12 protein-coding genes are annotated in these 10,850 nt (G+C 36.7%); 5 read left to right on the top strand and 7 right to left on the bottom strand.

What is annotated here, in order from left to right; translation table 11 throughout:
* The first annotated feature begins 60 nt into the window (after window positions 1-60).
* Window positions 61-642, top strand: a complete 582-nt coding sequence (locus tag HCG49_RS00695; RefSeq protein ID WP_168467648.1) for an RNA polymerase sigma factor — start codon at window positions 61-63, stop codon at window positions 640-642.
* Between the two features lie 752 nt (window positions 643-1,394).
* Window positions 1,395-1,976, top strand: a complete 582-nt coding sequence (locus HCG49_RS00690; protein ID WP_168467647.1) for an RNA polymerase sigma factor — start codon at window positions 1,395-1,397, stop codon at window positions 1,974-1,976.
* Window positions 1,977-2,212: 236 nt separating this feature from the next.
* On the opposite strand, the gene HCG49_RS00685 is transcribed toward HCG49_RS00690, so the two are convergent.
* Window positions 2,213-2,875, bottom strand: a complete 663-nt coding sequence (locus tag HCG49_RS00685) for an endonuclease III domain-containing protein (protein ID WP_168467646.1) — start codon at window positions 2,873-2,875, stop codon at window positions 2,213-2,215.
* A gap of 54 nt (window positions 2,876-2,929) precedes the next feature.
* On the opposite strand from HCG49_RS00685, the gene bcp reads away from it, so the two are divergent.
* Window positions 2,930-3,388, top strand: coding sequence for a thioredoxin-dependent thiol peroxidase (gene bcp / locus HCG49_RS00680; protein WP_168467645.1), 459 nt, complete (start codon window positions 2,930-2,932; stop codon window positions 3,386-3,388).
* A 44-nt stretch (window positions 3,389-3,432) separates the two neighbouring features.
* Here the strand turns inward: bcp and HCG49_RS00675 are convergent, their stop codons facing one another.
* Window positions 3,433-4,890 (bottom strand): nicotinate-nucleotide adenylyltransferase, encoded by a 1,458-nt coding sequence (locus HCG49_RS00675; protein WP_072763479.1) that lies wholly within the window; start codon window positions 4,888-4,890, stop codon window positions 3,433-3,435.
* A 91-nt stretch (window positions 4,891-4,981) separates the two neighbouring features.
* On the opposite strand from HCG49_RS00675, the gene HCG49_RS00670 reads away from it, so the two are divergent.
* A complete protein-coding gene (locus HCG49_RS00670) occupies window positions 4,982-5,746 on the top strand; it encodes an MBL fold metallo-hydrolase (RefSeq protein ID WP_168467644.1) in 765 nt (254 codons plus the stop codon).
* A gap of 12 nt (window positions 5,747-5,758) precedes the next feature.
* Window positions 5,759-6,253, top strand: coding sequence for a hydrolase (locus tag HCG49_RS00665; protein ID WP_168467643.1), 495 nt, complete (start codon window positions 5,759-5,761; stop codon window positions 6,251-6,253).
* On the opposite strand, the gene HCG49_RS00660 is transcribed toward HCG49_RS00665, so the two are convergent.
* The 5 genes from HCG49_RS00660 to HCG49_RS00640 all read right to left on the bottom strand — a co-directional run bounded on the left by HCG49_RS00660 (window position 6,250) and on the right by HCG49_RS00640 (window position 10,832).
* Window positions 6,250-6,909 carry an alpha/beta hydrolase gene (locus HCG49_RS00660; RefSeq protein WP_168467642.1) on the bottom strand — a complete coding sequence of 220 codons (660 nt, stop codon included), beginning with the start codon at window positions 6,907-6,909 and terminating at the stop codon, window positions 6,250-6,252. The two genes, HCG49_RS00665 and HCG49_RS00660, sit on opposite strands and share 4 nt — an antisense overlap.
* Window position 6,910: 1 nt before the next feature.
* Complete coding sequence (locus HCG49_RS00655; RefSeq protein ID WP_072763475.1) at window positions 6,911-7,234, bottom strand: hypothetical protein; 324 nt, start codon at window positions 7,232-7,234, stop codon at window positions 6,911-6,913.
* Between the two features lie 84 nt (window positions 7,235-7,318).
* Window positions 7,319-7,636, bottom strand: coding sequence for a DUF4870 domain-containing protein (locus HCG49_RS00650; RefSeq protein WP_168467641.1), 318 nt, complete (start codon window positions 7,634-7,636; stop codon window positions 7,319-7,321).
* Between the two features lie 23 nt (window positions 7,637-7,659).
* Window positions 7,660-8,913 carry a dihydroorotase gene (locus tag HCG49_RS00645; protein WP_168467640.1) on the bottom strand — a complete coding sequence of 418 codons (1,254 nt, stop codon included), beginning with the start codon at window positions 8,911-8,913 and terminating at the stop codon, window positions 7,660-7,662.
* Window positions 8,910-10,832, bottom strand: coding sequence for a BatA domain-containing protein (locus HCG49_RS00640; protein ID WP_168467803.1), 1,923 nt, complete (start codon window positions 10,830-10,832; stop codon window positions 8,910-8,912). Before HCG49_RS00640 ends, HCG49_RS00645 begins: the two co-directional genes overlap by 4 nt.
* Between the last annotated feature and the right edge of the window lie 18 nt (window positions 10,833-10,850).

Below are 10,850 nucleotides of genomic sequence, written 5' to 3'. Positions count from 1 at the left end.
AATAGCTTTTTTTTTACAAAAAAGAGAAGCTTGCTATTAGGCTCCTAAAAAGTAATTTATATGGAACTATTAATTGAAGACTCAGTACTGGTAAGCAATTATATCAATGGAGACGAAAAGTCTCTGGAAATATTGATAAACCGTCACAATCAACGCCTTAGTAGCTTTATTTACTCCAAAGTTCAAGACAGGGTCGTTACCGAAGACATATTTCAGGATACTTTTATAAAGGTGATTAAAACCTTAAAAAAGGGAATGTATGTTGAAGAAGGGAAATTTTTGCCCTGGGTAATGCGGATATCCCATAATCTAATCATAGACTATTTTAGAAAAAACAATAGAATGCCCAAGTTTGAGGTGTCTAAGAATTTTAATATTTTCTCTGTTATGGGAGACGACCATTTAAACGCGGAAAGGAGACTCATAAAAGACCAGATAGATATAGAGCTAGCGCTAATGGTAAAGGAATTGCCAGCAGACCAAAGAGAGGTGGTAGAAATGCGCATTTATAGGGATATGAGTTTTAAGGAAATATCGGAAAATACAGGAGTGAGTATCAATACTGCTTTGGGAAGAATGCGATATGCCTTGATAAATCTTCGAAAAATGGTAGAGAAGCATCAACTTACGCTGACGAATTAATAGCTACTAAGGAATCGCAATAAAGAATGAAAAGGGAGATTTTATAAATTGTTCGTGTAATAACTTCACCAATAGCCCCCTATAGAAGCAAAACAAATGCTTTTATAGGGGGCTATTGTTATATAGGGTAAACTTCCTGTGCTACCACCTAGTAGGGGTCTGGTGTGAATTCTGGTTGGTGCTACTTTTTTAGATGATCTGCGTTAGGGACCGCGGCGGCATCCCCGCAGCGGAGCAAGGGATACAGCCAAGTGCCCGACCGACGTAGGAGGGAACGCCCAAATATTTATACTTCTATATATACCTTATAAAAGCAATCGGTATTTAGGACAGATCTACCAGATTTAAAGCTTTTTGGGCTTCCAAGGATAGAGTTAAGACCACCCTGTTCACGAGAAAATACTGGGGTAATTCCAATAAATTAAAATAAGGGTATTCTATTTATCTGATATTAAAGGCGTTGTGTAGGGTGTTTTTTAACCTTAAGCATGTTTGCTATAAATGGCTTTCTTTTCTATCTAACTGCGATATTGGACTATTATTATAGTAAAGAAATATAAAATTGGCATTTGACATCACAATAAAGGCGTTTTACAACATACTTTTTACCATACTTCATGTTTTCTATACTTTTATGATGTAAGAAAATAACAACATTTATTAAAGCTGCAGCACTTTAGTAAACTTTGACAAAAATGAAGTCCGACCCGTATAGGCAAGGCATCTAGTTTAATCCTTAAAACAAAATTTGTATGGAACTGCAGATAGACGATTCAGTATTAGTAAAAGACTATATAAAAGGTAACGAAAAGGCTCTGGAGGTATTAATTAACCGTCACAACCAACGTATTAGTAGCTTTATTTACTCGAAAGTATTGGACAAAGATATTACCCAAGATATTTTTCAGGATACATTTATAAAGGTAATCAACACCCTAAAAAGAGGGAAATACAGTGAAGAAGGTAAATTTTTACCTTGGGTAATGAGAATTTCACATAACCTGGTCATCGATCATTTTAGAAGAAATAAAAGGATGCCTAAGTTTGAAGGAACCGATGATTTTAATATTTTTTCTGTCATTGGGGATCAAAAGTTAAATGTAGAGAAACAGATGATCAAAGATCAGATAGATTCTGATTTAAATGTAATGATAGAGGAGCTTCCAGAAGATCAGAAAGAAGTGCTGGTAATGCGCATTTACAAGGATATGAGCTTTAAGGAAATCTCCGAAAACACTGGTGTCAGCATTAATACAGCTTTGGGAAGAATGCGTTATGCCCTTATTAATCTTCGAAAAATCATAGATAAAAACAATATCGTTTTAACGAATTAATCACAACTTACAATCTACAGAGCAATATATTCAAGTAAGTGGCGTTATCTTATCATAACAATACTTTTATACTATGGAAAAAATTTACTCTGAAAATCAAAGCAAGTGTAAACTTACCAAGGCTAATTCGGAAACTATAGCGTTTTTGATGAGTTATTCCAAATCCTTACAAATTGTTGAATGCAACAATATGCAGTTCGAAAGTAATTTAAACTAGACCTAAAAAAGACCAATGATCAATTGGTCTTTTTTAGTTTATAATATTGGTCTAGCACTGTTTTTCTACCGATGGTTTTGGTAATAATGTCTTTTTCTAAATCCCAGCCTCTGGCCGGCGAGTATTCCCTGCCGTACCAAATGATCTGTAGGTGAAGGTCGTTCCATAGCTCTTTTGGAAATAAGCGTTTGGCATCTTTTTCGGTTTGTACTACATTTTTGCCATTGGTAAATCCCCATCGATACATAAGTCTATGAATATGGGTATCGACCGGAAAGGCAGGTATACCAAAGGCTTGGGCTACAACGACACCAGCTGTTTTATGGCCTACCGCAGGAAACTCTTCTAACAAGGCCATATCCTGTGGGACTACGCCATCGTATTTTTCTATGAGCATTTTTGATAGCCCATGGATTCCTTTCGCCTTCATAGGGGAGAGTCCGACCGGCTTAATGATTTCCCTAATTTCATCGACACTTAATTTTACCATATCGTATGGATTGTCGGCTACTTTGAACAGTAGCGGGGTAATCATATTTACCCGAACATCGGTGCTTTGTGCCGATAACAAAACTGCAATTAACAGTGTATAAGGGTCTTTGTGGTTTAAAGGTACGGGGATACTAGGGTAAAGCTTTTGCAGGGTTTGTATCGTAAATTCAACTTTTTCGGCTTTTGTCATTTATTACGTAGTTTTATGGTAATTTTAATCTATAAATTTACTTAAATTTAAACTATGGACACATTAAAAGTAGGGGATAAGGTTCCTTCATTTTCGGCAATAGATCAAGACAACAATACTATTAATCTTTCTGATTACCAAGGGAAAAAATTAGTGGTGTTTTTCTATCCAAAAGCGAGCACCCCAGGATGTACTGCCGAAGCTTGCAACCTGCGCGATAATTATGCAGAATTGCAGGCCCAAGGGTATGAGTTGCTAGGAGTAAGTGCAGATTCTGCTAAAAGACAATCTAATTTTAGAAATAAATACGAATTTCCTTTTCCGTTATTGGCCGATGAAGACCGCACGGTGATAGAAGCCTTTGGTGTTTGGGGGCCAAAGAGTTTTATGGGAAAAAAATATGACGGTATTCACAGAATGACCTTTATAATTAATGGAGAAGGCGTAGTAGAGAAGGTGATCGAAAAGGTAAAAACGAAAGATCATGCTGCCCAGATATTGGAGGGCGTATAAAAAGAAGCTATAAAAAAAGCCCCAATTTAATGGGGCTTTTTATTTTATTCGATTTTTGCTATTTCATTCGTGGGATTATATCCAAAAAGATGTTTCTTTTTGATGATTTCTGCAATTCCTTCCGGTAGTACAGTTTCCCAGCCCTCTTCACCATTAGATATTTGTTTAAGAACATCCCTAGAGAAAACATGTAATATTTCTGGGTCGTAATCAATAATGTCCATTACCTTACCGTTGTATTTGAAGAATTTGTACAATTCTTTCATTCTAGGGTGAACCTTCACGGTATTACTGGTCATTATTTGCCCTGTTTCGTCATTCCTCATAGGGTATAGGTACACTTTAAGGTCTTTAAAGAACAGTTTTCCAAAGGCTTCAAGAATACCACCACTTAGGTGTCTATAGTATTTTTCATCAAAGATATCGACCAGGTTGTTAACTCCCATGGTGAGTCCAATCCTTGCTTTGGTATAGTTGCTAAAGTATTCTACCAATTTAAAGTACTCCTGGAATTTAGATATCATTACCGTATGGCCCAAGGAGCACAAAAGTTCTGCCCGGTCCATAAAATCGCGTTCATCAATTTCGCCGGAAGCCCTTAGGTTAGAGAGGGTAATTTCAAAAATAACGACGGTGTTTTCTTCTTCAACACTGTTTTCGCGGATAAATATTTCATATGATTTTTGAAACATATCCATATTTACCTTGGTCACCGGTCTAAAACTTCCGCGTAACGCCAAGAGGTTCTTTTTGTATAAGATAGCGGCCGGCAACAGGTTGTTGCCATCTGGGCCAAACATCACCGCATCGGTCATATCATTTTTAACCAGCTGTAGACTCATTAATCTGTTGTCTACTTCGCTAAAGTTAGGGCCAGAAAAATTGATCATATCAATTTCTATGGTATCCTTATCAATATGGTCGTATAGGTATTTTAATAATTTTCTAGGCTTGTCGTGTTTATAGAAAGCACCATAGATTAAGTTAACCCCTAATATACCCAAAGTTTCTTGTTGCAATCGCGCCTCGTTTTGTTTAAAACGCAGGTGGAGGATAATTTCGTTAAGTTCGGTTTGGTTAGGATCTAGTTGGTAACGTATTCCAACCCAGCCATGGCCTTTATAGCGTTTTGAAAAATCAATCGTGGCCACGGTATTGGCATAGGAGAAAAATAATCTGTCGGGGTGTTTTTCTCGACTTATTCTTTCGTCCATATGAGCCATTTCGTGACTCAACATTTTTTTCAGCCTCGATTGAGTGACATATCTGCCATCTTCTTCAATGCCATATATAGCATCACTAAAATCTTTATCATAGGCACTCATTGCTTTGGCGATAGTTCCCGAAGCTCCTCCCGATTTAAAAAAATGACCAGAAGTTTCTTGCCCGGCTCCTATTTCGGAAAAGGTTCCATAGATATCCGGATTTAAATTTATCCGTAAGGTTTTTGCTTTTGTTGATGGTACGTTAGTAAAAGCAATTTCTTTTTTAAAAATAGACATGTAGTGGTTTTTGCTTGTGGCAAAGTTAAAAAGATTGCGTTATCAATTTAAGTAAATAAGTTATAAATTTGGATTAAATAGATATATCGCAGTGAAAATAACATTTTTAGGAACCGGAACATCACAAGGAATCCCAGTTATAGGTAGTAAACACCCTGTTTGCTTAAGTAAAAACCCGAAGGATAAACGGCTTAGAGTGTCGGTAATGGTCGAGTGGGACAACTATAACTACATCATTGATTGTGGACCCGATTTTAGGCAGCAGATGCTTGTTAATCAGGTTACAAAAATAGATGGCATATTGTTTACCCATGAGCATTCGGACCATACTGCTGGGATAGACGATATTAGGCCTTTTTTCTTTAGACAAGGGGATATTCCGGTTTTTGCCCATGAGAGAGTCATTAATTCCATAAAGACTAGGTTCGATTATATATTTTCGGATGTCAACCGATATCCCGGGGCCCCAGCGGTGGAAATTAATATAGTGGAAAATAACGTACCCTTTAAAATAGGGAATACGAAAGCTATCCCCATTGATGCAGAACATAACAGGATTCAAGTTTTTGGGTATCGAATTCAGGATTTCGCCTATTTAACGGATGTAAAGCGAATTGTTTCAGAAGAAATAGAAAAAATTAAAGGGGTAAAAGTATTGGTAATTAATGCCTTGCGATTAGAGCCGCATCATTCGCATTTTAATTTAGAGGAAGCTTTGACCTTTATTAAAGAGGTGAAACCCGATAAAGCCTATTTGACCCATATAAGTCATCACCTAGGTTTTCATGATGAAATGGAAAAACAATTGCCAAAAAATGTACATTTGGCCTACGATAATTTAAGTTTATACATTTAAGAAAAGTATTGAATGAAGAAAAAGATTTATTTCTACCTATTTATTTTTGTGTCAATGATTACCCTTTACCAATTTGTAAGTACCAGTAATATGGTGCAGGCAAAAAATAAGGCTATAGAAGCAAAACAAGCACGAATAGAGCAATTAGAAGATTCGGTTCAAAAATTACAATTAAAAGTTCTAGGGTTGCAGTACTTTTCTTTGGAAAACAATGATGACGCCCTTGCTTATTACGACCATCTTGATATAAAAGATGTCAGTCTTTATATTTCCGATAAATTATTGGAAACCAATGAAAATAAGGGCGATAACCCCTTGATTCCTTATGAAGGAATGGAAAACGATTTTAAGATCAATAAAATAAAGGTGCTGAACCACAAATGGATCTTAGCGGATTTCTCTGATGGAAAATATTGGGGGGAGTTATTGATCAAATATGAATTAAAAGATGATCTGGGAATCGATTTTTCCTTAACAGATCATCTTTTATATACAAGAAGTCATTAGATTTTTTGGCTTAGCCACTCTTTAAAGGCGTAAAAGTTTTGAGGCGCAACACCATGGCCGACCGGGAATTCTTGATAAAGGTGATCTATATCTAAACTTTTCAAGAATTCTGGGGCCTTTTGCGCCCAAGAGACTGGAATAACTTGGTCTACGTTACCATGGGAGGCATAAATACTTAGGTGGCTATAGTTATTCTCTTTATAATTATCGAGGATAATATTTTCGTTAATGTAACCGCTTAAAGCAATAACATTTTTAATTTTTTCTGGGTAAGACAAGGCTACGGCATAGCTAAGGATGGTGCCTTGGCTAAACCCTAACAAACTTACGTTGGTCTGGTCCAGGCCATAAGTGCTACAAGCTTCATCGATAAAGTTTTTTATTTTATCCCGAGATAGGGCCGCCTGTTCCTCATCGTTCCATTTGCCTTTATCGGCTTCAAAATTAATCGCATACCAGGCATTGCCATAGGGTTGCATAGGGTAGGGGGCGCGGACAGAAATAATACAAAGCTCTTTTGGCAATTCCTCGGCAAAAGAAAATAAATCTTCTTCATTACTACCATACCCGTGGAACATAAAGAGTACCGGGGGTTTAGAGGAAGTAATGGAAGATGGTCTTATGATGTGCTCTAGTGAAAGTGGTGCTGTTGTCATCTTATTGAATAAAAGTAAACCATTTTTGAAAATAATTACCGACTAAGGGAACGCTTATTTTTTTCTCGTTTAGGGCTCCCAGAAATCCGTAAAACCATAGGACGATATAAAATACATATAGGCCATACCATGCATATTCGTTGTACCAATTACTTAAAAATATGGCAAAACCAAGAAAAACAAGGTGTAATCCAAATGCTTGTCTTGTATGAAAGCGTGCAAAATCGTTCTTAGCATCTGAATTCATTGAAATGGCAATTAGAGCACCTACCATAGTTAGGTAAGCGACAATTGCAGTAGTTTTTCCTTCTTTAATAGTGTTCATGAAATCTAAGTTAGCTCAAGTTTAAAGTATGCACAATTAAAAGAGGTCTTTGTGACCTCTTTTGATTGTTGAAAGTGTTAGTTTTTATTCACCAATAGTTCCAATAAAAGGCAATTTTGTCAATTTTCCATTATAGGCATTTACGGCGCCCATAATTGCAAAAATGAAGGGAAGCCAACGAAGTGCTTCTAGGAAATAAATACCTAATAATGAATTCAATAATCCCAAACTGATAGAGATAACGATAGAAAGGATCCACACTCGAATCGATTGTCCGATATGGAACTTTGTGTATTGATTTTGCTTGCTATTATTGGCGATATAGGCAATGAGGAGTCCAATTACTGTTACGTAACTGATGACGGCCATAGTTTTGCCTTCGGTGATAGTTGTCTGATTCATTTTTTAAGGATTATATGTTATGTTTAGTAAATTAATTGTTTTTTAGCAATGCTGCCATATACTTTTCCCTTTAGGGTGCTCCCAATAAAACAGCTGTTTTTAGAAGCCGAAAGGATGTTTTCCGTGTCAAAAGTAAATTCTGGTTCAGGATTAAAAAGGGTTAAGGTTGCGGTTTCGCCCACTTGTAGTTTTGGAGTAGGAATACCATAGCGTTCCCGTCCTTTGGTCAACAAGGAAATTAAGGTTTCCAAATCAAATAGTTGATTTAAAACACCAAAGGCGCTTTCCAAGCCTAGGGTCCCGTCTTCGGCATTGTCGAATTCTACTCTTTTAAGCTCTATATCCATAGGTCTATGGTCTGTGGTAACATAATCTATGGTACCGTCTTTTAAACCTGCTATTAAGGCTTTGCTATCTTCTTTGGTACGCAGAGGAGGCATAAGCTTAAAATGAGAATCGAAACCTTCCAAAGACGCATCGGTAAAATATAAATTGTGAATAGCAACACTACAGCTGACGTCCAATCCTTTTTTCTTGGCTTCTGCAATGAGTTTTACTCCCTTGGCAGTAGATATGGTGGGAATATGTAATTTTCCACCGGTATATTCCAAAATATAAAGATCTCTTGCTATAAACAGTTCTTCTGCTAGGTGGGGGATACCTTTTAGCCCTAGTTTGGTAGACATTTCTCCTTCGCTGACAATTCCTTTTCCTGAAATTTGCTTGTCTAGAGGAAAGGAATGCACAAGGCCATTGAAGTTTTGGTTGTATTGCAAGGCAATCTTTAATAGATTGGCGTTCTTTAAAGGGTGTTTGTAATCATAGAACCCTACCGCTCCGGCATTTTTCATGTCGTAAAGTTCTGCAAGGGCTTCTCCTTCCGCTCCAACAGTAAGGGCTCCTAAAGGATATAAGCTTGTGGCACTTTCCTTGGCTGCATTTTTTAAAAATACAATGTCCGAACTACTGTCCGGAATAGGGTTGGTATTAGGGTTGAGCACAATATCTGTATAACCGCTTTTTGCTGCTACGAATAGCCCGTGTTTAATGGTCTCTCTTTCTTCATATCCAGGTTCTCCAAAACTAACGCTACTGTCAAACCAACCTGTGGAAACATGTAGGTTGTCCCTTTCAAGGATTTCAATATTTTCCCCTGCTTGGATATTAGTACCGATTTCTGCAATTATTCCGTCCTTAATAAGAATATCGTGCTTTTTTAAATGGTATTCTTTGTTAGAAGGGTCTACTATCTGTGCTTTTTTTATAAGTATGTTCATTTCAGGTATTTTTGGATAAGAACTTCGATAAGGATAAATGCTAAGGCTAAAATAACAAACCATTTCCAAAGCTCCTCGATGCTATTCTCTTTTTCTAATTGATCGAAGAAGCTAGCTATGGCGTTATTTTTAGTAGTAGCAGTAAGGTTTTTGAGGTCTATATAATTAAGTTGACTTTCTTTTCTAGAGGGATTAAAACTGATGTTTTGAATAGGGGTTTTATCATTTAGAATGCTATAAATACCGGCTGTGGCCAGGTCCTTATCAAAAAAGAGCGTAGTTTTATTAGCAAAGGCCTGTTGCCTAGGAATATACTGTATTTGGTTGTTCGCTACCGATAAGATATTATCCTTGGTCAATACTATGGGAATATCAATTGCGGTGTTTTGCCCTAAAGCCTCATAAATAGAAGGCAATTTTAGACTGTTAACCCCTATTTTATAGAAGGTAGGTACAATTAAAGGCGATTTAGTTATATTGGAATATTGATCGGAAAGGGGTGATGTAAACAGGTAGGTACCCTCTATTCCGCATAAAAAAGGTTCTTTGTTGGCATACGAAAGTATATTCGGCAGTTCTGATGTAAGCTTATAATATTGCTGTACAGATGGGTATTGGAAATTGTTGACTTCCTTGTCGAATACATTGCGATATAAGGGGTGGGAAAAATTAATATTGCTTATGATACGGTTTTCCGAAACAAGAGAAGTAAAGGACGATTCCATTACCTGATTCAAGAAATTATTATAATCTTTAAATTCGGTCTTGGAGGCAGGCACAAAAACCAGACTTCCACCATTGTTTTTATAAGTGATCAAAGCCGATTGAAGGGCTTCGGGAAGGTCTTGGAGTTCATTGATTATAATAAGGTTTTGCGCTCCCAAAACACTATAGTTTAATGTCCTTAGACTACTGTTTGTATAATCAAATTCTCCTTTAGAGAAGATACGTCCAAGATAATTACTGTTGTGATCTCCTATAGATAATACCTTTATTTTTTCCTTTTTATTGATGGTAAAATAGAGTTCGTTATCATAGTGAAGGACAGGGTCCGAAACCTCTATGAGGCCATTTATGGTTTCGTTTTGGGGCAGGGTAAAAGTCACCAAGGCCTTATTGTCAGCATCAAAAATAGCGGCTGTTTTCGCAATAAGTTGTATCTCGTTAAATAGGGATACTGGGGTGCTTTTTATTTGACCATTACTCGATAAATGTCCTGTCAAGGTTATATTTTCGGAAGATGTGTTAGAAATATAAGCGGTGTCTATAGCGACATTAATATTGTTGTCGGGAGTAATTTGTATCAGGTGGGTTTGGATGTTCCCAGGGTAATCTTGGCGTTCAGAAACCATGTTTTTTTGAAAATCCGAAATCAGAATCAGATCGTTCACAGTCTCTAAATGGTGCCTGAAAAAGGTATTTGCCTTTAAATAAACCTCCTCCAGGGATAATTGATTGGTCGAATAGGAAAGGGATAGCAGCTTGTTTTTAATATCTTTTATAAAAACTTCCTTAAACACTCTATCATTGGTAAAGAGAGAAAATTTTTGATCCTCAGGAACGTGCTTTATAATTTCTTGTACTGCATTCTCCAATAAAGTTCCGTTGCTAAACTTTGCTTGCATGCTAAAGGAGTTGTCCAAGTAAATGACCCTTTCTTTTTTCTTTAGTGCAGCATTTCCTGCAAAAAAAGGTTGGGAAAATGCAAAAACCAAGGCGGTTATTAACAACATTCTAGTTATTAATAAGAGCCATTTTTTTATGGATTTACTTCGTCTAGACTCCGAAATTATTTCTTGTAATAATTTTACGTTGGTAAAAGGAGTTTTCTTAAATCTACGTAACTGAACAAGGTGGATAAATATAGGAATTAGTAGCAGAAATAAGGCCCAAAGAAGTTCCGGATGTTTAAATAGCATTCCCATATTTAATTTCAC

Origin of the sequence: Arenibacter sp. 6A1 (genome assembly GCF_012272855.1) — a bacterium.
GTDB lineage: Bacteria > Bacteroidota > Bacteroidia > Flavobacteriales > Flavobacteriaceae > Arenibacter.
The sequence above is the reverse complement of the archived record's forward strand: the minus strand, read 5'-3'. Positions and strand labels throughout refer to the sequence as shown.

Excerpts from the sequence above, each read along its gene's own strand:
- HCG49_RS00695 (WP_168467648.1), top strand. The coding sequence starts at position 61 with ATGGAACTATTAATTGAAGACTCAGTACTGGTAAGCAATTATATCAAT.
- HCG49_RS00690 (WP_168467647.1), top strand. The coding sequence starts at position 1,395 with ATGGAACTGCAGATAGACGATTCAGTATTAGTAAAAGACTATATAAAA.
- HCG49_RS00685 (WP_168467646.1), bottom strand. The coding sequence starts at position 2,875 with ATGACAAAAGCCGAAAAAGTTGAATTTACGATACAAACCCTGCAAAAG.
- bcp (WP_168467645.1), top strand. The coding sequence starts at position 2,930 with ATGGACACATTAAAAGTAGGGGATAAGGTTCCTTCATTTTCGGCAATA.
- HCG49_RS00675 (WP_072763479.1), bottom strand. The coding sequence starts at position 4,890 with ATGTCTATTTTTAAAAAAGAAATTGCTTTTACTAACGTACCATCAACA.
- HCG49_RS00665 (WP_168467643.1), top strand. The coding sequence starts at position 5,759 with ATGAAGAAAAAGATTTATTTCTACCTATTTATTTTTGTGTCAATGATT.
- HCG49_RS00660 (WP_168467642.1), bottom strand. The coding sequence starts at position 6,909 with ATGACAACAGCACCACTTTCACTAGAGCACATCATAAGACCATCTTCC.
- HCG49_RS00655 (WP_072763475.1), bottom strand. The coding sequence starts at position 7,234 with ATGAACACTATTAAAGAAGGAAAAACTACTGCAATTGTCGCTTACCTA.
- HCG49_RS00650 (WP_168467641.1), bottom strand. The coding sequence starts at position 7,636 with ATGAATCAGACAACTATCACCGAAGGCAAAACTATGGCCGTCATCAGT.
- HCG49_RS00645 (WP_168467640.1), bottom strand. The coding sequence starts at position 8,913 with ATGAACATACTTATAAAAAAAGCACAGATAGTAGACCCTTCTAACAAA.
- HCG49_RS00640 (WP_168467803.1), bottom strand. The coding sequence starts at position 10,832 with ATGCTATTTAAACATCCGGAACTTCTTTGGGCCTTATTTCTGCTACTA.